Raw genomic sequence first — 25,908 nt, forward strand, 5'->3', positions numbered from 1 at the left:
CTCAGCGTTTGCCAAGGGGTACCACGAGCACCGCCTCGGTGCCGCCGCCGGCCCGGTTGCGCAGCTCGATGCTGCCGCGCAGCTCGCCGGTGGCCAGCGCCCGCACGATCTGCAGGCCCAGGCGGTTGGTGTCGTCGGCCCGGAAGTCGTCGGGCAGGCCCTGCCCGTTGTCGGCCACCGTGACGTGCAATTGCTTGCGGAACCGGTGCGACGAGACCACTACCTCGCCGTACTCCTCGGCCGGGGGCGCGGTGAGGTCCTCGTCGTCCTCGGGCGCCGGGAAGCCGTGCTCGACCGCGTTGATCAGCAACTCGTTGAGCACCATGACCAGCGAGGTGGCGATCTCGGCGGGCAGCACGCCGAAGGTGCCCTCGCGCCGCATCTTGACCGGGATGCTGGTTGCCGCGACCTCGGTGGCGGCGGTGGCCACCCGGTCGACGATGCTGTCGAAGTCGACTGCCTCGTCGCTCGACATCGACAGCGTCTCGTGCACCAGCGCGATCGACGCGACCCGGCGCACCGACTCCTGCAGGGCCAGCTTGGCCTCGGGCGCGTCGACCCGGCGGGCCTGCAGGCGCAGCAGCGCGGCCACGGTCTGCAGGTTGTTCTTGACCCGGTGGTGGATCTCGCGGATCGTCGCGTCCTTGGTCATCAGCGCGCGGTCCCGGCGGCGCACCTCGGTCACGTCGCGCACCAGCACCAGCGCGCCGATCGGCACCCCGGCCGGCAACAGCGGCAGGGCCCGGATCAGCACGGTCGCGCCGCGGGCCTCCATCTCCTGCCGGGGCGGGGACTCGCCGCGCAGGGCCGACAGGATGCGTTCGGACGCGTCGTTGCCCTCCAGCGGGTCGGCCGCGAGCCGGCTGGTGAGCGCGGACAACTCCTCGCCGACCAGGTGGGCGTTGAAGCCGAGCCGGCGGTAGGCCGACTGGGCGTTCGGGCTGGCGTAGGTGACCTTGCCGCCCGCGTCGAGCCGGACCAGCCCGTCGCCGACCCGCGGGGCCGAGGTGGTCTCGCCCGGGTGCCGGGGCGGCGGGAAGGTGCCGTCCGAGACCATCTGGGCCAGGTCGTCGGCGGTGGTCAGATAGTTGAGCTCGAGCTGGCTCGGGGTCCGCGCGGTGGACAGGTTGGTGTCCCGGCCGATCACGGCGATGACCTCGCTGAAGCCCTCCTCGTGGTCGTTGGGGTCGCGCAGGCGGACGGGGATGGCCTCGTGCCGGGCCGGGGTGTCGCCGTACCAGACCGGGTCGCCCTCGCGCCAGATCCGCTCCTGGGCGAACGCGATGTCGAGGTGGGCCACCTCGGGCCCGCCCACGATCTTGCCGACCTGGTCGTCCTGGTAGGCCGTGGGCGCCGTCGTCGGCCGCACCTGGGCCACGCACAGGTACTCGCGCGGCTGTCCTTCCTCCCGCTTAACCGGCACCCACATCAGCAGGTCGGCGAAGGAGAGGTCGGACAGCAGCTGCCAGTCACCGGCCAGGCGGTGCAGGTGGTCGATGTCGGCCGGCCCGAGGCCGGTGTGCTCCTCGGCCAGATCACGCAACGTTGACACGAGCCAAGCGTGCCATGCCCTTGTTACTACAGGGTGCTGGTGACCTTCTTGAGTCCACGTGGTGAGTCAGGGTCCTCACCGCGGGCCAGCGCCAGGGCGAGCGCCAGCTTCTGCAGGGGCAGGATGTCGAGCAGCGCGCTGTAGCGCTCGTCGGCCACGGCCGGCACCGACAAGCGGCCCGCGGCCCCCGGCACGTCGGTGGCGCCGATCGTCACCACGTCGGCCCGCCGCTCGCCGAGCCGGGTCACCACGTCGCGCATCGACTGGCCGCCCGGCCCGTCGCCCACCACGGCCAGCACCGGCACGTCGGGGTCGGTCATGGCCAGCGGTCCGTGCAGCAGGTCGGCGCCCGAGAACGAGAGGGCCGGCAGGTACGAGGTCTCCATGAGCTTCAGCGCGGCCTCGCGGGCGGTCGGGTAGGCGTACCCGCGCCCGGTCGTGACCAGTCGCGACGCGAACCGGTAGCGCTGGGCCAGGTCGTCCGCCATCGGGTCGGCCAGCGCGTCCTCGGCCAGCTGGGGCAGCTTGTCGAGCGCGGCCCGCTCCTCGGCCGGCAGCGTGCCGTCGCCGGACCGGATGCCCTCGATCAGGAGCAACAGGGCCAGAAGTTCCGCGGTGTACGTCTTGGTCGCCGCGACCGCCCGCTCATGGCCGGCCGCCACGTCGATCGACAGTTCGGCCGCCTGGGCCAGCGGTGATTCCGGGTTGTTTGTGACCGCGAGGGTCAGCCCGCCGGTCTCGCGGGCCACCTTCAGCACGCCGGTCAGGTCGGGCGAGCCGCCGCTCTGGCTGACCCCGATCACCAGCGTGTCGGTGAAGTCGGGCCGGGCCCCGAACAGCGTGATCGCGCTGGGCGAGGCGCTGGCCACCGGCAGCCCGAGCCGGATCTCGGTGAGGTACGCGCCGTAGAGCGCGGCGTGGTCGGACGTGCCCCGGGCCACGAAGACGACGTTGCGCGGCCGCCGGCGGGCCACCTCGGCGGCCACTTCGGCGATCAGGCCGGTGTGCTCGCCGTCGAGCAGCCGGGCGAATCCGCCCGGTTGTTCCGCGATGTCCGCGGCCATCCCCTGGCCTCGCTGTGTCACAGCTTCCTCCCTTGATGAGCATCTGCACGCGCGATTCCTGCGCAGTCTTGCAAGAATGAGCTTACAAGGTCAAGGTTTCGAGCACTAATGCGCAGCAAGCCGCCTACTGACATAAACCCTTCTTTCCCCTACTGTTCTGCATCGTGGATCTACGCCGCGCCGCCGACCGCGCACTCGAACAGGCGAGATCGGCCCTGGCGACAGAAGAGCCGGAAAAGGCCGCCGATCACATCGCCGGCGCGCTGGCCCACGCCCCCACTCTGCCCGAGGTCCACGAGGTTCTCGGCCGTCTCGCCGCACGTCCGGGCGGCGGTCTCGACCTGTTCCGGGCCGGCCCGCACACATCGCCGGGCCGGCTGGCCGCGCGTGCTCACCTGCTGGCCGCGGCCGGTCGCCCCGAGGACGGTCTGCCCCTGCTCGCCGCGGCCACCGGTCAGGCCCCCGCGGCCGACTGGGCCGGTGTGCCCTGGGTGGCCGAGCCCGCCCTCGGCGTCCGCATCGACCCCGGCCTGCTGGCCCAGGTGCTCATGCGGCTGTGCACCCGGGTCGCCGAGCCGGCGCCGCCCACCCTGCGCCCGTACCTGTCCGTCGTCCGGCACGCGCTGGCCGCCTACCCCGAGCACGCGATGCTGCTCGGCGCCGGCTCCGCGCTGGCCCGCCGGGTCGGCGAGCACGACCTGGCCGTCGACTGGGCCGCCCGCGGCGCCCGGGTCCGCCCGTCCAAGCTCGGGGAGATCTGGCTCGGGTACGCCTACCGCAGCTCCGGCCGCCTGCCCGAGGCCCTCGCAGCCCTGCGCCGGGCGGTCGCCCACGACCCCGACGACCTTTCCGTGTACGCCGACATCGCCGGCACCCTGGCCGACAACGGCCGGCTCGAGGACGCCCTGAGCTGGGTCGACCGCGCCCTCGAACGCGACCCCGAATACGACTGCGCCGTGCACACGGCCCACCGGCTGCGCCACCGCGCCGACGGCGACCTCATGCACCTGGTGCGGCTGGCCGACTACATCCGCGACCACCCGGACGAGTCGCACGAGCACACCGACCTGGCCGACTGCTGCCGCGACACGTCCTGGCTGAGCGGCGCCCCCGCGGCCGCGCCCCTGCCCCGCGGCGCCGCCCCCGTGCCCGACGAGCCCTCGGCCGAGGCCGTGCGCCGCCTGCGCCAGGTCGCCTCACTCTCGTGGGCGCACCCGCCGGCCGCCTACGACGCGGCCGTCCCGCTGATCCTGCTCACCCCGGCCGACCTGCTGGCCCTGCTCGCCCACCCGCCGGCCGACGTGGCCGCGCCCGAGATCTGGGCCTGCCTGGGTCTGTTGCACCACCGTTCCGAGGAGGCCTGGCTCGACTCGGAACGCCGGCGGATGCTGCTGGAACTGGTCGGCGGCGGCCTCGACCGGGTGACCGAGGCGGCGCTGTTCGCGCTGATCGTGGCGGCCTGGGTCGACCCGTCGGCCCGCGCCGACGTGGCTGGGGTGGTCACTACCCGGCTCACCGAGGTCACCACGCGGCCCGGGGCACGGTCGCTGGCCGAACTGGCCCTGGCCGCGCCCGGCCTCGACCAGTCGACCCGCCAGCTGGCCACGGCGATGACACGCGCGCCGGCCGTGCCGCGGCAGCGCGGGCGCAGCCGTCTGCTGCTGCGCTGGCGCCGCGGCTGAGGCTTTCAGGCCTGGATGATCGCGATCAGGTCGCCCTCTTGGACCACGTCGCCCTCGTGCACGGCCAGTTCAGCCACCGTGCCCTCGTTCTCGGCGACGACCGGGATCTCCATCTTCATCGACTCGAGGATCACCAGGGTGTCCCCCTCGGCGACGGTATCGCCGGTCGAGGCGACGACCTTCCACACGTTGGCCACCATCTCGGCCCGGATCTCGTCGGCCATCGATGAACCCTCCCTTGACGACGCTGTCGGTCGCCGTCATCAAACCACGGATTCCCGTCGGGTGAGTCCGGCGCGCGCGGAAGCGCCGACTACCATCGGCGCGGGAACACGGCACGAAGAAGGAGTCACCTATGGCGAAGAAGGCCCGCAAGAAGAAGGCTCGTAAGAAGAGCAGCGCGAACCACGGCAAGCGGCCTAACAGCTGACATGCAAGAAGGGCCCCGCCATCGGCGGGGCCCTTCTTGTTCCGCTTGCTTACAGGAGGAACTCGCGGGTCTCGACCTGCACCTCGAGCTGGTCGAGCTTCACGCGGAGCCGGTCACGCAGCTCCCGGGGCGCCTTCTCGTCGCCGCAGCAGCGGGACACCAGCGCCTTCACCTCGTGTTCGATGCCATACTCGCGCAGGCAGCCGTCGCAGTCGTCCAGGTGCTTCTGGATCAACGTCCGGCGGTCCTCGCTGCACTCCAGGTCGAGGTAGAGGTAGACCTCGCTGATCACTACCGTGCAGTCGGTCTCGTGATCCTCACCGTTCACGCCGCTCATCTCGGGTCACGCCTCCTGCGGTTCCGAAGCGGTCCGGGTGATGCCCCGGTCAGCGGCGTACTGCTCCAGGGTCTTGCGCAGGTTGCGCCGGCCGCGGTGCAGGCGGGACATGACTGTGCCGATCGGCGTGCTCATGATGTCGGCGATCTCCTTGTACGAGAAACCCTCGACATCAGCGAGGTAGACGGCCAGGCGGAAGTCCTCGGGCAGGGCCTGCAGAGCTTCCTTGATGTCACTGTCGGGCAGCCGGTCGAGCGCCTCGGTCTCGGCCGACCGCAGGCCGGCGGACGTGTGCGACTCGGATGCGGCGAGCTGCCAGTCGGTGATCTCCTCGGTCGGAGCCTGCACCGGCTGACGCTGCTTGCGCCGATACGAGTTGATATACGTGTTCGTGAGAATGCGGTACAGCCACGCCTTGAGGTTGGTGCCCTCTTCGAACTGGTGGAAGGCGGAGAACGCCTTCAAGTACGTCTCCTGCACCAGGTCCTCGGCGTCGGCCGGGTTGCGCGTCATCCGCAGGCCAGCCGCGTACAGCTGGTCCACAAAAGGCAACGCGTCCCGCTCGAAGCGCGCTCGGCGCTCCTCGGTCCGTTCTGTCTGGGCCACCCTGAGCTCTCCCCTCGACCGCCCCGCCGAGGATACGGGTAGTGCCCCTTCTGCGGCCTGGAAAACCGCCGGTGTGCTGACACTCACCGATGGCGTGACGGGCTGCTCGGCTGCGGGCCACTCGGGGGAACCCAAAAGGTTCCGCACCCGATCGACCTCCCGGCCGCCGCGCTCCAGGAACTCTGTTCCGGCTCGCACCTGTCATACCCCTTCCGACGTTCAAGCTCCCGGGGTCTACAACCATGAAGGCGCAACTTGCATTCCTTCAGCGCGCCCACCCTTGCGTACGCAACCAGGCGACCGCCAGATCGGCCGTGCCCTTGACGTCTTTGCGCAGGTCATGGGTGGCCCCCGGTCGCACCACGACCTCGACCGCCCCGGAACTCTCGGGCACCCCGAAGGCGTCCCGGTCGCCGTTGAGCACGAGCGTGGGCAGGTCGGCCGGCAGTTCATCAGCGCGGCTGCGCTCGGGCTTGCCCGGCGGGTGCAGCGGGAAGGCCAGCGCGAGAACACCGGCCGCGCCCAGCTCGACCGCCGTGCGGCAGGCCACCCGCGCGCCGCTCGACCGGCCGCCGACGATCAGAGGCTTCCGGCGTACGCCAAGAGACCGCACCACGGCGACCCAGGCCTCGTCGAGGTGACCGGCCGGGGCCGGCGCCCGCCGCCCGGCCACCCGATAGGGCTGGGTGACCAGCACGACCTGAACGCCGCCGGCCGTCGCCGCGTCGTGCACGGCGACCAGGTCCGGGGCGTCCACGTCACCGCCCGCGCCATGACCCAGCACGAGCACCGACGCCACCTTGCCCCGGGGCCGGGTCACCCGAACCCGGGCCGGCCCTCGCGGCGTCTCTATCTCCCGCTCTTCCACACCGTCATGTAACCAGTCGCAGGTTCCTCGACCCGCATGACGGCACGATTCGCTCGCCGCTCGCCGCTCGCCGCTCGACAGCCCTCGCCCGAGCCGGCTCAGCCGACGACGCCGAGCGCGCACGGCGAAAGAGCTGTGCCCGCTCGGCGGTCGACCCTGCTGTTACTCCGCGACGCTGCGGATGATCACTGTTTGGTCAGCGGCTGACCGGCGTGAGATCGAGCAACCGGCGGTCTTCCTCGTCGGTGTCGTCGTCGATCGTCTCGCCGCCCGGGCCGACGCGTTCGCGCCAGGCCACCAGCATCGCCCGGCGTTCGCGGGGCGTCGTGCCGCCCCAGACGCCGTGGCAGTCACCGACCTGCAACGCCCAGGCCAGGCACGGCCCTTGCACCGTGCACGTGCCGCAGAGCGAGACAGCACCTTCGGACGGTTCGTTCGGCGCCGGAAAAAACGTTTCCGGATCAACCGTGCGGCAGGCGCCGCGTGTGCGCCAAGCCTCGTCCGTGCGCCGCTCGTCAATGGCCTCGAGCAGCCGTGGATCACGCCGCGCGATGGCTACCTCATGTGGACGCGGCATACGAGCCCGTGTCATCAGCCCACCTCCCCCGTGGGACCGGTACTGCGTGTGGCGGACCGGCTCGCACCGTGCGAACCAGCACCACTCCGGCGCAGTTTTGTATCGCAGGGTAGGAGATCAGAACAAGGGGCTTATCTATCTTGAAACAAAGTTGCCAGTTAAAAATGCGGACAACTATTGACAAACCCAAATGTTGATCATGCGTCGTTCAGCGAATTGACAGCAAACGACGACCGCCCGCGGACGCCCCAGCCGCAAGCCGGACCCGGGACGCGCGACGTCTGTCCACAATCACCAATCGCGCTCACACCGGGCGCGTGGAACGTAGCAGAGCCCCATCCACCCCGCTGCCCCACCCGTCCACCGCGGGCGTCGCCCCCGGCCACCGCGAGCATCGCTCCTGGCCGCCGCGAGCATCGCCCCCCGGTCGCCCGGGGGCGCTGTCAGAAGAGGGTGATGGGGTCCGGGGCCGGTTCGGCCGGCGGTTCGAGCAGGTGTGGGCCGTTGTTGCGCACGTTGCCGACGTCGGGGCGGACCGGGCGTACCTCGATGGCATCCAACTCGGCCGGCGTGAGCGGTTGCAGCAGGGCGCCGGCGTCACCGCCGCCGGCCAACCAGTCGGCCCAGCGGTCGCGGGGCAGGATCAGCGGCATGCGGTCGTGCACGCGGGCCAGCCCACCCAGCGCCGCCGTGGTCAGGACGCTGCAGGTCAGCACGCCCTCGGGGCCCCAGGCCGACCACAGCCCGGCGAACGCGAGCGGCGAACCGTCGGCCGGCGTCATGTAGTAGGCCTGCTTCTGCTTGCCGTCGCGGACCCACTCGTACCAGCCGTCGGCCGGCACCAGGCAGCGGCGACGGGCGAACGACGGGGCGAAGGCCTTCGAGGTGGCGACCGTCTCGGAGCGGGCGTTGATCATGCGGGCGCCGGCCTTCAGGTCTTTGGCCCACGGCGGCACCAGGCCCCACCGCGCGGAGTCGAGCACCCGGGCCGCGTGCGACGTCGACTCGCGCACCACCGGCACGGGGTCGGTCGGGGCCACGTTCCAGCTCGGGCCCACCTGTTCGAGCACACTGACCGCCTCGAACAGGTCTTCGAGGTCGGCCTCGGTCCTGGTCGTCGCGTACCGCCCGCACATGCTCCCGAACGGTACACGCGTCCCGGCGGGCGGGAACGGTCCGCGAAATTGTCGGTGCGGCCCGGCACAATGGCCCGGTGACTGCAGAACCCCGCCCCTGGGCCGCCCCGCCCGCGTCCGGTCCGGTCAGCGCGAGCGTCCGGCTGCCGGGCTCCAAGTCGATGACGGCCCGCGCCCTGGTGCTGGCCGCGCTGGCGGCCGGCCCGTCGGTGATCGAGCGCCCGCTGCGGGCCCGCGACACCGAGCTCATGGCGGCCGGTCTGCGCGCGCTCGGCGTGGGGCTCGACACCAGCGCCGACGAGCGCTGGCTGGTCGAGCCGGGGCCGCTGCGCGGTCCGGCCCGGGTCGACGTCGGCCTGGCCGGCACGATCATGCGCTTCCTGCCGCCGGCGGCCGCGCTGGCCGAGGGCGTGGTCGAGTTCGACGGCGACCCGCACGCGCGCAACCGCCCGCTGCGCCCGATCATCGAGGCGCTGCGCTCGCTGGGTGTGTCGATCGACGCCTCGGCGATCGGCGGGTTGCCGCTCACCGTGCACGGGGCCGGGCTGGTCGAAGGGGGCGAGGCGGTCATCGACGCGTCCGCGTCCAGCCAGTTCGTCTCGGGGCTGCTGCTGTCGGCGCCGCGCTTCACCAAGGGGCTGGTGCTGCGGCACGAGGGTCCGCCCGTGCCGTCCGCGCCCCACCTGCGCATGACCACCCACATGCTGCGCGCCGCGGGCGCCGTGGTCGACGAGTCCGTGCCCGACGTCTGGGCGGTCGAGCCGGGTGAGACCTCCGGGCGTACGTGGGTGATCGAACCCGACCTGTCCGGCGCGGCCCCGTTCTTCGCCGCCGCCATGGTCACCGGGGGCAGCGTCACGCTCAGCGGCTGGCCGGCCGAGAGCTGGCAGCCCGTGGGCCGGCTGACCGAGCTGCTCACCGCGCTCGGGGCCGAGGTCATCCAGTCGGCTGACGGGCTCACCGTGCGCGGCACCGGCCGGTTGACCGGCCTCACGGCCGACCTGTCCGAGGTCAGCGAGCTCACCCCGGTCGTGGCCGCGCTCGCCGCGCTGGCCGAGGGGCCGTCCGAGCTGCGCGGGGTCGAGCACATCCGCGGCCACGAGACCGACCGCATCGCCGCCCTCGCCACCGAGTTGGGCAAGGCCGGGGCCGAGGTCACCGAGTTCCGCGACGGTCTGCGCATCGTCCCCCGGCCGCTGCACGAGGCCGAGTTCGAGACGTACGCCGACCACCGCATGGCCCACGCGGCCGCGGTTATCGGCCTCGCCGTGCCGGGTATCTCCCTCACCGACGTAGCGTGTACGTCGAAGACGTTGCCCGAGTTCCCCGAACTCTGGGCGGGACTCGTGGCGAGGAGCTAGAACTGCCGGCACGCAAGCGGGAGTACGACGAGGACGACGTACGGGTGCGGCCGGGCCGTTCGTCGCGCCCGCGCACCCGTACCCGCCCCAAGCACGACGACGCCGTCGAGGCCCTGGTGATCACCGTCGACCGGGGCCGCTACGGCTGTGTCCGCGAGGACGCCCCGCCCGACAGCCCCGTCGTCACCGCCATGCGGGCCCGCGAGCTGGGCCGCAAGTCGGTCGTCGTGGGCGACCGGGTGGCGCTGGTCGGCGACGTCTCCGGCGCGGCCGGGGCCCTGGCCCGAATAGTGCGGATCGCCGAGCGTACTTCGGTATTGCGCCGCACGGCCGACGACGACGACACGACCCCCGAGGGCCGCCTGGAACGGGTTGTGGTGGCCAACGCCGACCAACTGGTGATCGTCAGCGCGCTGTCCGACCCGCCGCCGCGCACCGGCTTCATCGACCGCTGCCTGGTCGCCGCCTACGACGCCGACATCGAGCCGCTGCTGTGCCTGACCAAGGCCGACCTGGCCGGCCCCGAAGCGGTGCTCGACTACTACGCCGAGCTAGACCTGCCGTACGTGCTGGTCCGCCCCGACAGCGACCTGAGCGACCTGCGCCAGAAACTGGCCGGCGCCATCTCGGTCATGGTCGGCCACTCCGGCGTGGGCAAGTCCACGCTGGTCAACCGCCTGGTGCCGGACGCCCTGCGGGCCGTCGGGGTGGTCAGCGCCATCGGCAAGGGCCGCCACACGTCCACGAGCGCGGTCGCGCTGCGCCTGCCCCCGGTCGGCAAGTCACGCAAAGACCCCGGCTGGATCATCGACACGCCGGGCATCCGCAGCTTCGGCCTGGCCCACGTGAGCGCCGAGAGCCTGCTGCACGGCTTCCCCGACCTGGTCGAAGGCACGATCGAAGACCAACCCAACTGCGGCCACACCGCCAACGACGTCGACTGCCGCTTGGACGCCTGGGTCGCCGAGGGCAAGGCCGACGCCCGCCGCCTGGAGTCCTACCGCCGCCTGCTGGCTTCCCGAGCCGGCGAGACGGATCAGCGCGACACACCCCCGGACGACGCACCACCCGGCTGAGAAAGCACGGCCCAAATCCAGCCGACCCCGCCCTCCCTGGGGGATCCCCCGCCGTCCATTATCCCGGCCGGTTGCGCGGTCGTGTGGGGTATCCGGGGCGCGCTGTGGATAACTCTGAACTGTGGAAAAGCGGCGACGAGGGCTCGTCCCGGCTTCGGGGGCGATCCGTAATCGGCTAGCGTTCGGGCATGGCCGGTTATGCCGATGACCTTTCGCTTGCTCACCTGCTCGCTGACACTGCCGACTCGATTTCGATGGGGCGGTTTCGGGCGCTCGACCTCAAAGTCGAGTCGAAGCCTGATCTGACGCCGGTGTCGGATGCTGACACTGCCGTTGAGCAGGCCATCCGTTCCACGCTGGCGCGGGCTCGGCCGCGGGATGGTGTGCTGGGTGAGGAGTTCGGGCTCACGCACGCGGCGGCGGGGCCGGGCAGCCGGCGGTGGGTGATCGACCCGATCGACGGGACCAAGAACTTCGTGCGCGGGGTGCCGATCTGGGGCACGTTGATCGCGCTGCTCGAGGGAGACATCCCGGTGGCGGGGCTCGTGAGCGCGCCCGCCCTGGGGCGGCGGTGGTGGGCGGCGCGCGGTCATGGCGCGTACGCGGGGAAGCATCAGCACACCGCGACGCGCATCCAGGTCTCGGGGGTCACGCGGTTGTCCGACGCGAGCCTGAGTTACGCCAGCCTGGACGGGTGGCAGCAGATCGGGCGTCTGCAGAAGATCGTCGACCTGAGTCTGGCCTCGTGGCGCAGCCGGGCCTACGGGGACTTCTACGGTTACATGTTGCTGGCCGAGGGTGCGCTCGACGCGATGGTCGAGCCCGAGCTGTCGCTGTGGGACGTGGCCGCGCTGATCCCGATCGTGCAGGAGGCGGGCGGCACCATCACCGATCTGGCGGGGCGGCCGCCGGTCGACAAGTCGTCGGTGATCGCCACCAACGGCCCGCTGCACGAAACGGTCCTGACCGCCCTGACTCGCTGACTCGACCGGCCGCCGCACGAGGGACCGCGAGCCGACGACGCGCCGCACGAGGGACCCACCAGCTGACGGCCCGCCGCACAAGAAACGCACGGGACGGGCCAGCGGCCGAGCAGCCCCGCGCGCGGGGCTGATTCTGGCATTCGGCTTGGATCGGACAAAGGGCCCGAAACCGGTAGCACTGCGTAATCCCGTGCGTACCCCGCGCCGAGAGTGTCCCCCGAACCGCTGATGCCGGGCCGAGGCTGGTCTATCGTGCGTCAGGTGGTGTCCTCGGGCTGGGTCTTCCTCGCCGCCATGATCCTGGCGTACGGGGTGGCGAACCTGCTGCAGTCAGCGGCTGCGGCGCGCACCACCGTGCACCACACCTTCGACCCCAGCCTGCTCGTGCGGCTGGCCGGGCAGCGCACCTACCTGCTCGGTCTCGGCTGCCAGGTGCTCGGGTTCGTGCTCGCCTTCCTCGCCCGCGAGGAGCTGCCGCTCTTCCTCGTGCAGGCCAGCGTGGCCGCCGGCCTGGGCGTGACCGCCGTACTCGGGGTCGTGTTCCTCAAGTGGTCGCTGCCGGCCGCCGAGATCGTGCTGCTGGGCCTGCTCATGGTCGGCATCGCGGCGCTGGTCAAATCGGCTCAGCCGGCTCATGCCCGGCCGCTGGGCGCGGCCGCCATCGCCGGCCTCACGGTGGCCCTGCTGGTCATCGGGGGTCTGGGCTTCTTCGCCGTACGCCTGCAGGGCGCCCTCGGTTCGGTCGTGCTCGGCTCGCTGGCCGGCGTGGGGTTCAGCGCCGCTGCCATCGCCGCCCGCCCGCTGGCCAACGAGAGCTCGGCCGCCGGCTTCTTCGCCAACCCGCTGCTCTATCTGCTGGTCGTGCACTCGTTGGTCGGCCAGTTGCTGCTGGGGCTGGCGATGCAGCGCGGCTCGACCACGGCCGCGGTGGCCGCCATGGACGCGGCCGGCGCCGTGCCCGCCGCCATCGTCGGCCTGCTGCTGCTCGGCGACCGCATCGAGCCCGGCAAGGAGTGGCTGGCCGGCGTCGGCTTCGTGGTGACCCTGGCCTCGGTGATCGCCCTGACCCGGTACGCCGAGCCGCAGCACCACCACGCTCCGGCCCCGCCGCCCCCGGCCCGCCGCCCGGAGCCGGCCCCGCTGCGCACCGCACCGACCACGCGCTGACGGAAGCACCGCGCCAACCACGCGCTGGCGGAAGCACCGCGCCAACCACGCGCCGCCCCGACAAGCCGCGCTGACAAAGACGGCCGAGCACGGGCCCCATTTACCGGAACGGTGTCGTTCCCGAAAGCCCGCCAGAGCAATTTCACCGCCAGGCGGCATGAGTCACCCCCGGCCGGGTATTCGCTCAGCATGCCCGTCCAGAAGTTATGTCCCGATTAGTGCGTCGATGCCCCGCCGGATACGCCCCGCCCGCCCCGGTTCCCCGGACGGGCGGGAAATGCGAAATGGGGACACGTTATGCACAATGGAGCGATCATGGCGAGCGAGGTGCGACACCGGGTGGATCGCGGGTCCGAGTACCCCTTGGTCCGGCTGACCGGGGTGCTCGACGCCGCCACCGCCCACACGGCGCGGTCGGTCCTGCTGGGCGTCCTCGCCGAGCAGCCCGAGGCGGTGCTGGTCGACGTGGGCGAGGTCGTCACCCCGTCCCCCGCGGGAGCGGCCATGCTGCGCGAGCTGCGCCGCGACACCGCCGACTGGCCGGCCGCCCATCTCGCCCTGTGCGACCCGCGCGGGGCCGCCGCCTGGCCCGACGCCGGCTGGCCGATCTGGCCCGGCCCGGACGCGGCCCGGGCCGAGCTCGGCGGACCCGACCCCGATCAGCGGCACAGCCTGGCCCTCGACCCCGTCGTGGGGGCGGCCCGCCGCTCCCGCGAGCTGATCACCGAGGCCTGCGGGCGGTGGGACCGGCAGGATCTGGCCGGCCCGGCCTGCATCGTCGTCACCGAGCTTGTCAACAACGTGGTGGTCCACGCCCGTACGCCTATGAACGTTCTGCTGGCCACCCACGGCAGCGGCATCAGCGTGGCCGTGCGCGACCATTCGACCCACAGGCCGACCTACACCGGGGGTCCGGTGCCGCCGACCGCGTACGGCGGCCGGGGCATGCTGCTGATCGATTCGGTGTCGGAACGGTGGGGCAATCTGCCGCTCGACGACGGCAAGGTGGTGTGGGCGCTGCTGTCGGCCGAGGACGGCGACGAGACGGCGGCCACGGCGGGCATGACGGGCCCCGGACGCGGGTAGATTGCGGGAATGCGAGACAACGACTACCCCGTCGAGGTGTCCGACCCGGAGGCTTCCGGCCTGCCCGACACCGCGGATGACGATTCGACCGCCTACGACCAGGTGGAAAGCAGCCGCTGGGCCGACGGCGCCGACCCGGCCGCGCTCGCGGGTGTCGGCCCGGGCGGCTCCAACCGCTTCGGCGACACCGCCGAGGAGGCGCGCGAGGGCGAGTCCCTCGACCGCCGGCTGCGCCAGGAGGAGCCCGACTTCGGCGCGGAAGACCCGCTGCCGCCGGCCCGTGACCCGATCGATGAGACGGTCGACAGCTCCGAGCAGCGCAACTTCGACGCCGATGTGTGGGGCCAGAGCCCGACCAGCGACCCGAAGTCGCAGATCTCGCTCTACGACGACGGCCAGCTCGACGACGACAACCCCGAGACGGTGGGCCGCCTGGTCGCGCCCGACGAGGGGTACGGGTTCGACGACGAGGCCGACAGCGTGGCCTACGACGCGGGCGCGGCCGGCGGCGGCGCCAGCGCCGAGGAGCTCGCCATCCACGAGACCAACGCGCCCCGCTACGAGTAGGGGCTAGTCGAGCCCCTGCTCGATGGCGTATCGGGTCAGCTCGACGCGGTTGTGCAGCTGAAGCTTGCCGAGCGTGTTCTGGACGTGGTTCTGCACCGTGCGATGGCTGAGCACGAGCCGTTCGGCGATCTGCCGGTACGACAGGCCCTTCGCGACCAGGCGCAGCACCTCGGTCTCGCGCTCGGTGAGCTTCGGCGCGTCCTCGCGCGGGTCGGCCGGTGGGGCCACCGCGAGCCGGCGGAACTCGCCCAGCACCAGCCCGGCCAGCCCCGGCGTGAAGACCGTGTCGCCGGCCGCGGTGCGGCTCACCGCGTCCAGGAACTCGGCCGGCCCGGCCGACTTGAGCAGGTAGCCGGTCGCGCCGGCCTTCATCGCGTCCAGCACGTCCTGCTGTTCGCCGCTGGCCGAGAGCATCAGGATCCGCACCCCGGGCACCTCGGTCTGCAGGCCGTTGATCACCTCGACGCCCGAGATGTCGGGCAGTTGCAGGTCGAGGACCACCACGTCGGGCCGGGCCGCGGCCGCGATACGCACCGCCTGCCGCCCCTCGCCGCTGGTGGCCACCACGTCGTAGCCGGCCGTGGTCAGGTCGCGGCTGACGCCTTCGCGCCACATCGGGTGGTCGTCGACCACCATCACCCGGATCGCAGCGCTCATGGCTGTCACGATATCGGGACCCGCGGCACGGTCATCTCGACCTCGGTGCCCTCACCCGGCGCCGAGACGATCCGGACCCGCCCGCCGAGGTCGGCCACCCGCCCCCGGATCGACTGCACGACCCCCAGCCGGCCCTGCGCCTCGGCCTGGGCCAGCCGATCGGGCTCGATGCCGCAGCCGTCGTCGCGGACGGTCACGACCACCTCGGCCGGCTCGTCCTCGACGAACAGATAGACCTTGGTGCCGGGGTCGCAGTGGCGGGCCACGTTGTCGAGGGCGGCCGCCACCGCGGCGGTCAGTTCCCGGGCCGTACGGGCCGGAAGGAGCACGGCGCCGGCCGGGCCCGAGACGGTGACGTCCGGCGACGCGTACGGCTGCAGCAGCGCCATCAGGTCGAGGTCGTCACCGATGGGGTCGCTCGCCTGCCGCCCGGCGACCAGGGTGCGCAGCGCCGCCTCCTGCTCGCCGGCCAGCCGGGCCAGTTCCCCGGCCTCGCCGTCGAGCCCGGCCCCACGCCGTTTGACCAGCGCCAGCACCTGCAGCACGGAGTCGTGGATGTCGCGGGCCAGCCGCTCCCGTTCCCGGGTGGTGGCCTCGAGTTCGATCGCCCGCTCGAGCCGCTGCTGCGCGACCTCGGCCACCCGCACCAGGTAGCCCACGGCGATCGCGGCCAGCAGCATGAGCACGGCCCCGGTGAACGCGGCCTGGTCGTAGTGGGCCCGCACGGCCAGGTCGGTGGCGCCCATGGCCAGGGCGGCCGTGATGCCCCCGCGCCGGCCGCCGGCCACGGCCCAGCACAGCACCGGGGCGACGTGCCAGGCCACGGCCAGGGTGGGCAGGCCGGACTCGAGCCCGGAGCGGCCGACGACCCAGATGCTGGCGGTCAGCGCGCCGATCGTGATCACCAGGTCGGCCGCCAGCAGCGGCGCCCGGCGGCGGGCCGGATCGGCGTACGCGTACGTGGTGAGGACCGTCCAGGCGGCCATCGCGGCCAGCACGGGCCAGGCCAGCATCGGCCGCGCGTAGGCGCTGACATTGCTCACGACCAGGAACGCGGCGTAGGTCAGGGCGGCCAGCCGATAGATCGCGATCGCTCGCCACAGCGGCGCCTGCAGACCGCTGTTCCGTGCGTCCGACATGGGCCGACCCTGCCACATCGCCGGGTCCACCGGTGGCCCGCCCTGCGGGAAGATCAGGCGTGGCCTACCGTCGGTGTCATCAGCACCAAGATTCTGCTCTCCGAGACCTTCGACCGGAACGCCATCACGGCGTTGCGGCACTCGGTCGCGTCCTGCGCCGGGGCGGCCGGTCTGGCCGGTGACCGCCTCGACGATTTCGTCGTCGCGGTCAACGAGTTGCTGACCAACGCCGTACGGCACGGCGGCGGGACGGGCCGGGTCGCCGTCTGGGCCGACGACGGTGACGTGGTGTGCGAGGTGAGCGATTCCGGGACCGGGCTCACGGCCGCACGACCCGAGCCGGCCGTGCGTCCACCGGCCGACACCCCGGGCGGCTGGGGGCTGTGGCTGGCCGAGGAACTGACCGACACGTTCGAGGTCGTGACCGGCGACAACGGCACCACGGTCCGGGTCTCCAGCCGATCTTCCTTAAGCCCGCCTTAAGTCTGTCCGACGATCTTGCGAGAACGTCTCACTTTCCGTGAAGGTCTCCTGCTGTGGAAGCACGTCATCGTTCGGGTACCTCGCGCTGGCTGATCCGGCCGCGCGCACTGCTCGCCCTCGCGGTGGCGAGCGCCGGCCTGGTCGGCGCGATCGCCGTCACCGGGCAGGGCGACGTCGCCGTGGCGGCGGAACACCGCCCGGTCTTCGACGACGACTTCAGCGGCGGGCGCGGCGCCGAGCTCGACCCGTCGAAGTGGCTGCTCGACGGCGACCCGCGTAACGCGCGCCAGGACGGCGAGGGTCGCCTGGTGGTGGACCGGCTGGTCAGCACACGGAAGGCCTTCGCCGAGCCGTTCGGGCACGCCGAGGCGCGGATCAAGGTGCGGCGCGCGGGTGGGCCGTGGCGGGCGTTCGGCGCGGTCGACAAGTTCGGCCGGGTGCTGCGCGGCGACGTCGAGACGCTCGACGAGGACGCGGACCGCACCTCGGGTCGCGAATTCCACACGTACGCCATCGACTGGACCCCGACCGAGGTCGTGTGGTCGGTCGACGGGAAGCCCGCCCTGCGCCTCACGCCGGACGAGCCCGGCCTGCCCATCGCGCTGGTGCTCAACCTGGCCACCGACGGCCGCCGCCCGGCCCGCATGGTCGTCGACTTCGTGAAGGTGACCGCCGGCGAGAAGCCGATGCCGCTGCCCACGACCCCCACCCCGTCGTCGCCGTCGCCGTCGACACCGACGGCCACCTCGACGCCGACGAAGCCCCCGGCGACGACCCCGCCTGCGACCAAGCCGGCGCCGGCTGCTTGGAAAGCCTTCACCGACTACAAGGCCGGTGACCTGGTCACCTATAAGGGCACGACCTACAAGGTGAAAGAGGCGCACACCGCGCTGCCCGGCTGGGAGCCGTCCGCGCTGCCCAACCTGTTCACGAAGGTCAGTTCGTGAGCTTGTAGCTGTCGCCGTAGACCTGCCAGGTCAGCGGCGCGGTCAGGTCGAGGTTGCTGCGACGCAGGAAGAGGCGCTGCGCGGTCTCGACCCGGCTGACGTCCTCGTGCGCGGCCTCGGTCCGCATCTCGGCCACCCGGGCGTTCAGGAAGGCGTTCAGGTACGTGGGCTCGTCGCCGCCCTGGGCCGGGGTCTTCGCCGTACGCAGAGCAGCCGTCCGGATCGCCCGGAGCCCCGACACGCCGTGCATGACCGCCGCGTCGAAGTAGGCGAACTGGCCCAGCGCCCGCAGACCGTCGTCGCGCGCGAGCCGCATCGACGGGTTGAAGTAGTACGCGTCCCGCGCCGCCTCCTGCACCCGCTGGAAGACCGGATCCCGGGCCGCCGCCCGCCACGCCGCCGGGAAGCCAGGGTCGAGACCGGCATGCGAGTCGGACCCGTTCACCGCGCGCAACGCCGGCAGATATTTCTGCAGCACGTTGCCCGGCTTGTTCTTGGCGTACGCGGTCACGACGGCCAGCATGTCGGCCGTGCCCGAGGTGAATCCGACGATGCCCGCGGTGTACCCGCGGCCGTCCTTGATGTCCTCGATGTAGCCGAACTGGCCGCGCCAGCCCAGCGTCGAGTTCTCGGCGCTGCTGATCAGGGCCAGCGCCCGTTCCTTCTTGCCGCGGTCCTCGAGCCCCGAGGCCAGTGACCCGGTGGCGGGCGCGGCGGCCGGCAGCACCCGCGAGGCCGGCCCGAACACGCGGACGTCGGACAGCCCGTACCCGCCGGTCGCCTTGGCCCGCTGGGTGGCCAGCACCCGCACGTAGCGGCCGGTGCCGTTGAGCTGCTTGAGGTCGTCCGCGCCGCCGTTGCCGGCCGTGGTCGCGTACAGGCTGAGCCAGTTCGAGCCGTCGGTCGAGACCTGCACCCGGTACGTCTTGGCGTGGGTGCCCGACCACTGCAGGCGTACCCGCTCGATGCGTTTGACCGCGCCCAGATCGATCCGCACCCACTGAGTGCCGGGCCCGGCCACGCTGACCCATCGGGTGACCGTGCTGGCGTCGTTGGCCCGGCCCGCGACCTCGGCCCCGGTGACCGACGAGGCGACGGCCGGGCGCCCCCGGCTGATGGTCACGGTGTTGTTGCCCGCGGCGGCCACGGAGATGGCGAGCGGGACGCACAGCGTCACTCCGACGCCGCCGGCGAGGGCGGCCGCCCGGACGTTGGTGGCGCGGATCCGCATCCCTCAACGCTAGGTCGCGCCCGGCCATGATCGCCGGGCTTCGGTGTTATCGGGGGTATCCGGGGTCCTGGGGATCCCTGGGCTTCTTGCGGTTGCGGGAGACCAGAACGATCACCAGAACGATCGCGGCCACCACGAACAAGCAGCACAGACCGCCGAACAGGCCGAAGAACCCGAAGCCGCCGCGGCGCCGGGACCGGGCCGCCTCGACCATCACGGAATCGAGACCAGTGCTCGCGGCCCAGGCGTGGGCCGGCACGACCAGCGTGAGCACCACACCGGTCACCGCCGCCGCGACCCGGGACCACACCTTCGATACGGAAGACATGTGTTCCATCCTGACCCACTGTCGCAAGAGGTTCTCCCGCGACTAGCCCCTAATCAGGCAGGGTATGAGCAGCGGGAGCGACGAGAGGGGACCGGATGGACGCCGATCTGGCGGCTTTGGCGACGGCACACGGGGTGGCCACCTGGTACGAGGACTGGCACCGCGAGCGCAAGGACGTCGCCGACGCGTCCGTGGTGGGCGTGCTGGGCCTGCTGGGCGTCGACGCCACCACGCCCGAGGCGATCGCCGGCGAGCTCGCCGCGGTCCGCGAGCGCGACCGGCTCGGCCGGATGCCGGGCACCCTGGTCGTCCGCCACGGGGAGTCGCGGGCGCTGCCGGGCCCGGCCACGATCGTGCTCGAGGACGGCACCGGGCGCGAGGGCGACGAGATCCCCGCCGACCTGCCGCTGGGCTGGCACACGATCGACCTGGCGGGCGAGCGGATCACCCTGATCGTGGTGCCGGGCGAACTGCCCGAGCCGCCGCAGACGTGGGGCTGGATGCTCCAGCTGTACGCGCTGCACTCGCAGCACTCGTGGGGCATGGGCGACCTCGGCGACCTGCGCGAGTTCCTCGGCAGCGCCGGCGGGCCGGGCCTGGTGCTGCTCAACCCGCTGCACGCGATCACACCGACGCTGCCCGTGCCGGCCTCGCCCTACTCGCCGTCCAGCCGCCGGTTCGCCAACCCGCTCTATCTGCGCATCGCCGACACCGCCGAGTACCGCCGGGCCGACCCGCCGCTGCGCGCGATGGTGGACGCGCTCAAGCCGGGCCCGACGGCCGACGGGCTGATCGACTACTCCGCGGTCTGGCAGGCCAAACGGGCCGCGCTCGAACTGCTGTGGCCGCTGGCGGGCGAGGTCGATCTCGACAGCGACCCCGGGCTCACCGACTACGCCCGGTTCTGCGCGCTGGCCGAGCGCCACGGCGCGAACTGGCAGGAGTGGCCGGCCGAGCTGCGCCGGCCCGACTCGCCCGCGGTCCGCGAGTTCACCGGCGACCGGGTGGCCTTCCACGCCTGGCTCCAGCGGCTGATGAACGCCCAGCTGGAGGCCGCGAACGACGCCGCCCGCCGCAGCGGCATGCCGGTCGGCGTGGTGCACGACCTGGCCGTGGGCATCGACCCGGCCGGCGCCGACGGCTGGCTGCTGCAGGACGTGCTGGCCGCGGGCGTGCACGCGGGCGCCCCGCCGGACGCGTTCAACCAGCTCGGCCAGGACTGGGGGCTGGCCGCGTGGCGGCCCGACCAGCTGATCGCGACCGGGTACGCGGCCTACCGGGACATGCTCCGGCGGATCTTCCGGCACGCCGGTGGCCTGCGGGTCGACCACGTGGCCGGGTTGTGGCGGCTGTGGTGGGTGCCGCCGGGCATGGGGCCGGCCGAGGGCACGTACGTGCACTACGACCCCGAGGCGATGCTCGGCATCCTGGCCCTGGAGGCGCAGCGGGCCGGGGCCGTGGTGATCGGCGAGGACCTGGGCACGGTGCTGCCCGAGATGACCGAGGGCCTGGAGCAGCGCAACATGCTGGGCTCGGCGGTGCTCTACTTCACCCGCGACTGGGACGACCCGGACCAGGTGTTCTATCCGCCCGCCGAATACAAGCGCAACGCCCTGGCCTCGATCTCGACCCACGACCTGCCCACGGCCAAGGGTTTCCTGACCGGCGAGCAGGTGCGGGTGCGGGCCGAGCTGGGCCAGCTGGCGGGCCCGGTCGAACAGGAGCAGCAGAACGCCGAACGCGACCGCGCGGCCCTGCTGACCGCGCTGCGGTCGGAGGGGCTGATCACCAAGGACAGCACGGACGACGAGATCGTCGTGGCGATGCACGCGTTCCTGGCCCGTACGCCGTGCCGGCTTGTCACCGCTTCGCTGTACGACGTGTTGGGGGAGCTCGCGCAGCCCAATCTTCCAGGCACTATGAACGAGTACCCGAACTGGCGGATGCCGTTGACCGCCGGTCTCGAGGACATCGCGAAGGATCCGCGCCTGCACGCGGTGGCCGCGATCCTGAGCACACGGACCGAGCGAAAGGCACAACCATGAGCTTCCTCGACAAGGCCAAGGACTTCCTGGACAAGCACGACGACAAGGTCGACCAGGCCCTCGACAAGATCGGCGACGAGGTCGACAAGCGCACCGGCCACAAGCACAGCGCGCACATCGACAAGGCCGTCGACGAGGCGCAGAAGCGCACCGGCCAGGGTGACACCACCCGCCACTGACGTTTCCGCCGGTCCCGGCCGGGAACCCATGTCTCGTACCCCTGGCTAGCGAAGGAGTTCGAGATGGGTTTCATGGACAAGGCCAAGGACTTCGCCGACAAGCACGACGAGCAGGTCGACCAGGGCATCGAGAAGGCGGGCGACCAGGTCGACCAGCGCACCGGCGACAAGTACGAGTCGCACATCGACAAGGCGCAGGACGCCGCTCAGCAGCGCACCGGCACCGGCGACACGCAGCAGCAGTAATCGGGACGACCGCCGCCGCTTCCCCGCTCGCGCAGCTCAGCTCGCGAGCGGCGGGGGCGGCGGATCGTCGTCCACGGCGAACAGCATCGGGTGCAGGGGCATGTACGCGTCCCGCTGCTTGCACAGCATCGGCGGCAGCAGGGACGAGCGGTGCTCCGGGTGCTCCGAACAGTGCCGGGTGGCCCGGTTGATGGCGTCCGAGTGGTGCCGGCCGCCGCCGTACTCGCCGCAGTTCGCGCAGTCCCAGCGCCAGAAGGCCGGCCCGTCCTCGGACGGGAACCGCCGGATCTTCAGCGGCGGGCCGGCTTCCTCCTGGGCCGCGGCCAGGATCGCGGGCATCTCGCCGGCCGGCGGGGGCGTGGTCGGTCGCTTCTGGTCGCCGATGATGTGCGCCAATACGTTGCTCGTAGACACCCGCCCAGTGTCGTACCGTCCTTTCGGCTGAAAGTGATGTTTCTACCGAAATAGCCCCAACGAGGACGGCCGGACACCCGGGAACACCGCTGCCGTGTCGCCCACCCCGCAGCGCGTACGCAGCACCTCGCCGATGACCGAGCGGTAGTCCGTGGTCACGGCCAGGTCGCCGCCGACCAGCTTGGCCGGCGCCAGCCCGGGCCAGCGGCCGTGCACCCGGCCACCCTTGACGTGCCCGCCGAGCAGGAACATCGCGTTGCCGTAGCCGTGGTCGAGCCCGGCCGAGCCGTTCTCGGCCACCCGGCGGCCGAACTCGCTGATCGTGACCAGCGTGGTCCGGGCCAGCCCGTCCGGCCCGAGGTCGGTGGCGAAGGCGGCCAGCGCGGCCGCGAAGTCGGCCAGCTGCTCGGGCATCCGGCGGTTCAGGTTCTCGTGCATGTCCCAGTCGCCGACGTCGACCGTGGCCGTGGTCAGCCCGACGTCCGACTTGATCAGCCGGGCCACGTCACGCAGCGCCCGGCCGAGCTCGGTGTCCGGGTAGGACGCGCCGTGGGCCGGGGTGTAGCCGCCGGCCTGCACAGTCTTGGCTGTGCCGAGTGCGCCGAGCAACTGGGTGGCGGCCCCGCCGAGGCCGGCCGGGGCGTCCGCCCACAGGGCCGCCATCGTGGCCGCGATCGGCTTGGTGTCGGCCTCGCCGTTGAGCACGAACGCGTCGACCGAGCTCAGGCCCACGTTCGGGGCCGGGCCGTCGAGCACCCGGGCCGGGCGGGCCGAGCCGACCGAGACCGCGCCGAACGGGTCGGTCACGCCGAGACCGCCGGCCATGCGGTCGAGCCAGCCCGTCCGCGTCGAGGTGCCGGGCGCGGCCCGCTCCAGCGCCTCCATCGCGGCGAAGTGCGAGCGGTTGGGCGCGGGCTGACCGACCGCCTGCACAGCGCCGAGCGTGCCCGCCTTCCAGAACGGCAGCAGCGGGGCCAGGGCCGGGTGCAGCCCGAAGAACCGGTCGCCGCCGATCAGCTTCGACTTCGGCACGGCGATGCCGGGCCGCGCTTTGTAGTACGCCGGGTCGCCCGCCGGCACCACGGCCGAGAGCCCGTCGAAGCCGCCCCGCAGCGAGAGCAGCACGAACACGTCACCGCCGGGCCGGGGAGCGGCCGCGAAGGCGAGCTTGGTCGAGAGCATCGCCCCGGTCAGGCCGGCCAGCGCGCCGCCGAGCAGCGTCCGTCGCTTGCACTCACAGTTCTGCATTCTCACCTCAGGGCGAAGGACGGCGAGTTCAGGAGCATCGCCATCAGGTACGGGAACTTCCAGCCCACGGCCGGGTCGGTGGCCTTCAGGGGCGAGGCCGCGGTCTTGTCGAAGAACCGGGCCAGCGCCTCCACCGACGACCGCGGCAGCGGGCCGCCGATGAGCCGGGTCGACACCGCGTCGATCAGCGCGCCGTGCGTCGCCGGCAACGGGCCCACGAACTCCCGCAAGTCCGATTCCGGGCGTACGAGCGAGGTCGGCCACCAGCCCGCGGCCAGGCTCAGGTGCAGGTTCCAGCGCACCAGCAGCCCCGACGACGAGGCCCACGCGCTCGCCACGTCCGGGTAGCCGTTGGGCGGGGCCCAGCCCAGCGGCGCCTGTCCGGCGTTGCGGCACATCGAGTACAGGCTGTCGATGGCCTTGGTGCCGGTCGGCTCGGGCCGCAGGTTCAGGGTGCGCACGGTGGCCACCACGTCCTCGAACGGCGTCCGCGTCTTGGCCCCGATCGAGGCCGCGAACTCGGGCGAGGTGAACAGGGCCCGCAGCACGGGCCCGATCGCCGTACGGTGATCCAGATAGACCTTGATCAGCCGGGTGATCAGGCTCGCGGGCGGCTGGTCGGCCACGAACCGGACGCAGAGCTTGGTCACGATCCGGCGCGCGGTCGCGGTGTGCATGGCCAGGTAGTCGAGCAGGGCCAGGGCGGCCTTCTCGCCCCCGGCGGCGGTCGCGTTCGCGTGGCGGAACCCGAGCACCTTCACGGCCCCGACCGCGTGCTTCCTGGGGTCGTACGCATAGAAGTGGGTGTCGTTGCTGACGGTCATCCCGGTGAACAGGCGAGCGGCGTTCTTGACGTCGGCCTCGGTGTAGGTGAGCCCGACCGTGTGCAGTTCCAGCAGCTCCCGTCCGTAGTTCTCGTTGGGCGCGGCCTTGGTCGACCAGCGGTTGTCCAGGTACGTGAGCATCGCCGGGTGCTTGGCCGAGGCCTTGAGCAGGTCGGCGAAGCGGCCCAGGGCGTGCCGCCGGATCACGTTCTGGTCGTAGTCGGTGCGGGTCGGCCACACGTCGCCGGTCGGGCAGGTGACGTTGAGGTGGTTCGACCAGAAGTCGGCCATCACCTCGAACAGCTGGCGCTCACTCCAGATGGCGCGGGCCACCGCGGAGTGGCTGAGCTGCCACATCGGCCGCCAGTCGTACTTCTTCAGCCGTCCCGCGGCGATGTGCCCGCGTACGCCCGAGATCGACAGCCGGGCGAACGGGAACCGGCCCATCAGCTCGTCCCCGACCGGGTCGGCGATCGACGACGGCTTGAGCTGGCGGTCGAGCCAGACGGTCGCGCCCAGGCGCCGGATCTCGGCCACCGAGGCCGGCGTGGGCCCGAAGGTCGCCCGGCGCAGCAGGTGCAGCAGCGGGTCGGCGGGCAAAAGGTCAGACGCGGTCACACCGTACGAGGTCGGCCGGGCCCCGGAACTCCGTCGCGGATCGGCGCCGATGCTCCCCGATCGCACCCGGGGATACTTGGGGGGTGGCACAGCGGAAAAGGTCGGAGCGACAGGTCGAGACGGTGGCCTCGGGGGTGGCCGAGCTGCTGCCCGACCCCGACCGGGACACGGCGTACACGTTGCTGCTCGACGGCGCCCCGCAGTCGCACGTCGACCTGGCCGACCCCACCCACCTGCAGTTCGAATACGTACGCCGGATGGCCGCGGCGATCGACCTGCTGGCCCCGGCCGGGCAGCCGCTGCGGGCGCTGCACCTGGGCGGGGGCGCGCTGACCATCCCCCGCTACCTGGCCGCCACCCGGCCCGGCTCGGCCCAGCGGGTGGTCGAGATCGACGGGCCGCTGGTCGAGTTCGTGCGCCGCGCTCTGCCGCTGCCGGCCAAGGCCAACATCCGCGTACGGGTGGGGGACGCCCGCGCCGCCGTCGAGGGCATGCGCGACGCCGGGTACGACCTGATCGTGCTCGACGTCTTCGCCGGCGCCCGCACCCCGGCCCACCTGACCTCGGTCGAGTTCACCCGCGAGCTGGCCCGGGTGCTCGACCCCGGCGGTCACCTGGTCGTCAACATCACCGACGGTCCGCCCCTGCGCCACGCCCGGGCCCAGGTCGCGACGATCCGGGCCGCCCTGCCCGAGGCCTGCCTGGTCGCCGACGCCTCGGTGCTGCGCGGCCGCCGCTTCGGCAATCTGGTCGTCATCGCCGGTCACACCCCGCCCCCGGTGGCCGGCCTGGCCCGGCGCGCGGCCGGCGACTGGTTCCCGGGCCGCCTCGAGACCGACCTCGACCGTTTCGCCGGCGGGGCCGCCCCCGTCACGGACAGTGTCGCAGTGGCCTCACCCACTCCACCCGCCGCCCTGTTCGGTAACCGTCTGTAACACCTCCTCGGCCGAAGAGGCAAGGATTTCCGGCCTGTCGTGTTGCCGTCAGGAAATCTGGTGTGATTCGCGCTTGCCGACTTGTTTGGACTTCGTCACGCGGTTGTAATCGATAGGCCGCG

Annotated in this window: 29 protein-coding genes; 14 read left to right on the forward strand and 15 right to left on the reverse strand. The window is 72.2% G+C overall.

Annotated features, from left to right (window positions below):
* Nucleotide 1: 1 nt before the first annotated feature.
* The gene (locus tag M1L60_RS16640) at nt 2-1,552 is read right to left on the reverse strand and encodes a sensor histidine kinase (protein WP_253238320.1); all 1,551 of its coding nucleotides are present in this window, start codon (nt 1,550-1,552) and stop codon (nt 2-4) included.
* Nucleotides 1,553-1,578: 26 nt separating this feature from the next.
* Entirely contained in the window at nt 1,579-2,616 is a 1,038-nt protein-coding gene (locus M1L60_RS16645; RefSeq protein WP_253238370.1) for an SIS domain-containing protein, read from the reverse strand.
* Between the two features lie 164 nt (nt 2,617-2,780).
* Here M1L60_RS16645 and M1L60_RS16650 point away from each other — a divergent pair, with 164 nt between their 5' ends.
* A complete protein-coding gene (locus M1L60_RS16650) occupies nt 2,781-4,298 on the forward strand; it encodes a tetratricopeptide repeat protein (protein WP_438862119.1) in 1,518 nt (505 codons plus the stop codon).
* A gap of 5 nt (nt 4,299-4,303) precedes the next feature.
* Here the strand turns inward: M1L60_RS16650 and M1L60_RS16655 are convergent, their stop codons facing one another.
* The gene (locus M1L60_RS16655; protein WP_221375742.1) at nt 4,304-4,522 is read right to left on the reverse strand and encodes a biotin/lipoyl-binding carrier protein; all 219 of its coding nucleotides are present in this window, start codon (nt 4,520-4,522) and stop codon (nt 4,304-4,306) included.
* A gap of 131 nt (nt 4,523-4,653) precedes the next feature.
* Between M1L60_RS16655 and M1L60_RS48525 the strand changes: the two genes are divergently transcribed.
* Nucleotides 4,654-4,728 carry a 50S ribosomal protein bL37 gene (locus tag M1L60_RS48525; protein ID WP_369752275.1) on the forward strand — a complete coding sequence of 25 codons (75 nt, stop codon included), beginning with the start codon at nt 4,654-4,656 and terminating at the stop codon, nt 4,726-4,728.
* Between the two features lie 49 nt (nt 4,729-4,777).
* Here the strand turns inward: M1L60_RS48525 and rsrA are convergent, their stop codons facing one another.
* The 5 genes from rsrA to M1L60_RS16680 form a co-directional block, all read right to left on the reverse strand.
* Nucleotides 4,778-5,065 (reverse strand): mycothiol system anti-sigma-R factor, encoded by a 288-nt coding sequence (gene rsrA, locus M1L60_RS16660; protein WP_253238321.1) that lies wholly within the window; start codon nt 5,063-5,065, stop codon nt 4,778-4,780.
* A gap of 6 nt (nt 5,066-5,071) precedes the next feature.
* A complete protein-coding gene (locus M1L60_RS16665) occupies nt 5,072-5,869 on the reverse strand; it encodes a sigma-70 family RNA polymerase sigma factor (protein ID WP_285904592.1) in 798 nt (265 codons plus the stop codon).
* 67 nt (nt 5,870-5,936) lie between these two features.
* Nucleotides 5,937-6,539, reverse strand: a complete 603-nt coding sequence (locus tag M1L60_RS16670) for an alpha/beta hydrolase family protein (protein ID WP_253238322.1) — start codon at nt 6,537-6,539, stop codon at nt 5,937-5,939.
* A gap of 196 nt (nt 6,540-6,735) precedes the next feature.
* Nucleotides 6,736-7,131, reverse strand: a complete 396-nt coding sequence (locus M1L60_RS16675) for a WhiB family transcriptional regulator (protein ID WP_253238323.1) — start codon at nt 7,129-7,131, stop codon at nt 6,736-6,738.
* Between the two features lie 428 nt (nt 7,132-7,559).
* Complete coding sequence (locus M1L60_RS16680; RefSeq protein WP_253238324.1) at nt 7,560-8,252, reverse strand: SOS response-associated peptidase; 693 nt, start codon at nt 8,250-8,252, stop codon at nt 7,560-7,562.
* Nucleotides 8,253-8,329: 77 nt separating this feature from the next.
* Here M1L60_RS16680 and aroA point away from each other — a divergent pair, with 77 nt between their 5' ends.
* The 6 genes from aroA (at nt 8,330) to M1L60_RS16710 (ending at nt 14,492) form a co-directional block, all read left to right on the forward strand.
* On the forward strand, nt 8,330-9,613 hold the full coding sequence (aroA, locus tag M1L60_RS16685; protein WP_253238325.1) for a 3-phosphoshikimate 1-carboxyvinyltransferase: 1,284 nt from the start codon (nt 8,330-8,332) through the stop codon (nt 9,611-9,613).
* Nucleotides 9,614-9,615: 2 nt separating this feature from the next.
* Nucleotides 9,616-10,689, forward strand: coding sequence for a ribosome small subunit-dependent GTPase A (gene rsgA, locus M1L60_RS16690; RefSeq protein WP_253238372.1), 1,074 nt, complete (start codon nt 9,616-9,618; stop codon nt 10,687-10,689).
* A 188-nt stretch (nt 10,690-10,877) separates the two neighbouring features.
* Nucleotides 10,878-11,672 (forward strand): histidinol-phosphatase, encoded by a 795-nt coding sequence (hisN, locus tag M1L60_RS16695; RefSeq protein WP_253238326.1) that lies wholly within the window; start codon nt 10,878-10,880, stop codon nt 11,670-11,672.
* 261 nt (nt 11,673-11,933) lie between these two features.
* Nucleotides 11,934-12,839, forward strand: coding sequence for a hypothetical protein (locus M1L60_RS16700; RefSeq protein WP_253238373.1), 906 nt, complete (start codon nt 11,934-11,936; stop codon nt 12,837-12,839).
* 315 nt (nt 12,840-13,154) lie between these two features.
* A complete protein-coding gene (locus tag M1L60_RS16705; RefSeq protein ID WP_253238327.1) occupies nt 13,155-13,925 on the forward strand; it encodes an ATP-binding protein in 771 nt (256 codons plus the stop codon).
* A 9-nt stretch (nt 13,926-13,934) separates the two neighbouring features.
* Nucleotides 13,935-14,492, forward strand: a complete 558-nt coding sequence (locus M1L60_RS16710) for a DUF5709 domain-containing protein (protein WP_253238328.1) — start codon at nt 13,935-13,937, stop codon at nt 14,490-14,492.
* 3 nt (nt 14,493-14,495) lie between these two features.
* Here the strand turns inward: M1L60_RS16710 and M1L60_RS16715 are convergent, their stop codons facing one another.
* Together M1L60_RS16715 and macS are read right to left on the reverse strand one after the other, a co-directional pair.
* Entirely contained in the window at nt 14,496-15,149 is a 654-nt protein-coding gene (locus tag M1L60_RS16715; RefSeq protein ID WP_253238329.1) for a response regulator, read from the reverse strand.
* A 5-nt stretch (nt 15,150-15,154) separates the two neighbouring features.
* Nucleotides 15,155-16,288: a MacS family sensor histidine kinase gene (gene macS / locus M1L60_RS16720; RefSeq protein WP_253238330.1), complete on the reverse strand. Its 1,134-nt coding sequence runs from the start codon at nt 16,286-16,288 to the stop codon at nt 15,155-15,157.
* A 42-nt stretch (nt 16,289-16,330) separates the two neighbouring features.
* Here macS and M1L60_RS16725 point away from each other — a divergent pair, with 42 nt between their 5' ends.
* Together M1L60_RS16725 and M1L60_RS47840 are read left to right on the forward strand one after the other, a co-directional pair.
* Entirely contained in the window at nt 16,331-16,771 is a 441-nt protein-coding gene (locus M1L60_RS16725; protein ID WP_253238374.1) for an ATP-binding protein, read from the forward strand.
* Between the two features lie 53 nt (nt 16,772-16,824).
* Complete coding sequence (locus tag M1L60_RS47840; protein WP_253238331.1) at nt 16,825-17,718, forward strand: carbohydrate-binding protein; 894 nt, start codon at nt 16,825-16,827, stop codon at nt 17,716-17,718.
* Here M1L60_RS47840 and M1L60_RS47585 read toward each other — a convergent pair.
* Both M1L60_RS47585 and M1L60_RS16745 read right to left on the reverse strand, forming a co-directional pair.
* A complete protein-coding gene (locus tag M1L60_RS47585) occupies nt 17,708-18,949 on the reverse strand; it encodes a chitosanase (RefSeq protein ID WP_274622886.1) in 1,242 nt (413 codons plus the stop codon). The genes M1L60_RS47840 and M1L60_RS47585 overlap by 11 nt on opposite strands.
* Nucleotides 18,950-18,995: 46 nt before the next feature.
* Nucleotides 18,996-19,277, reverse strand: a complete 282-nt coding sequence (locus M1L60_RS16745) for a hypothetical protein (protein ID WP_253238332.1) — start codon at nt 19,275-19,277, stop codon at nt 18,996-18,998.
* A 95-nt stretch (nt 19,278-19,372) separates the two neighbouring features.
* On the opposite strand from M1L60_RS16745, the gene malQ reads away from it, so the two are divergent.
* The 3 genes from malQ (at nt 19,373) to M1L60_RS16760 (ending at nt 21,747) form a co-directional block, all read left to right on the forward strand.
* On the forward strand, nt 19,373-21,322 hold the full coding sequence (malQ, locus tag M1L60_RS16750) for a 4-alpha-glucanotransferase (protein WP_253238333.1): 1,950 nt from the start codon (nt 19,373-19,375) through the stop codon (nt 21,320-21,322).
* Nucleotides 21,319-21,501: an antitoxin gene (locus tag M1L60_RS16755; RefSeq protein ID WP_253238334.1), complete on the forward strand. Its 183-nt coding sequence runs from the start codon at nt 21,319-21,321 to the stop codon at nt 21,499-21,501. Before malQ ends, M1L60_RS16755 begins: the two co-directional genes overlap by 4 nt.
* A gap of 63 nt (nt 21,502-21,564) precedes the next feature.
* On the forward strand, nt 21,565-21,747 hold the full coding sequence (locus M1L60_RS16760) for an antitoxin (RefSeq protein WP_253238335.1): 183 nt from the start codon (nt 21,565-21,567) through the stop codon (nt 21,745-21,747).
* Nucleotides 21,748-21,783: 36 nt separating this feature from the next.
* On the opposite strand, the gene M1L60_RS16765 is transcribed toward M1L60_RS16760, so the two are convergent.
* Genes M1L60_RS16765 through M1L60_RS16775 form a run of 3 tightly spaced genes read right to left on the reverse strand, consistent with a single transcriptional unit; the run spans nt 21,784 to nt 24,851 of the window.
* Complete coding sequence (locus tag M1L60_RS16765; protein WP_253238336.1) at nt 21,784-22,161, reverse strand: hypothetical protein; 378 nt, start codon at nt 22,159-22,161, stop codon at nt 21,784-21,786.
* Between the two features lie 42 nt (nt 22,162-22,203).
* The gene (locus M1L60_RS16770) at nt 22,204-23,409 is read right to left on the reverse strand and encodes a DUF1501 domain-containing protein (RefSeq protein WP_253238337.1); all 1,206 of its coding nucleotides are present in this window, start codon (nt 23,407-23,409) and stop codon (nt 22,204-22,206) included.
* Between the two features lie 2 nt (nt 23,410-23,411).
* Complete coding sequence (locus M1L60_RS16775) at nt 23,412-24,851, reverse strand: DUF1800 domain-containing protein (protein WP_253238338.1); 1,440 nt, start codon at nt 24,849-24,851, stop codon at nt 23,412-23,414.
* Between the two features lie 83 nt (nt 24,852-24,934).
* On the opposite strand from M1L60_RS16775, the gene M1L60_RS16780 reads away from it, so the two are divergent.
* Nucleotides 24,935-25,786: a spermidine synthase gene (locus M1L60_RS16780; protein WP_253238339.1), complete on the forward strand. Its 852-nt coding sequence runs from the start codon at nt 24,935-24,937 to the stop codon at nt 25,784-25,786.
* The last annotated feature ends 122 nt before the right edge of the window (nt 25,787-25,908 follow it).

The organism is Paractinoplanes aksuensis (genome assembly GCF_024137025.1).
GTDB lineage: Bacteria > Actinomycetota > Actinomycetes > Mycobacteriales > Micromonosporaceae > Actinoplanes > Actinoplanes aksuensis.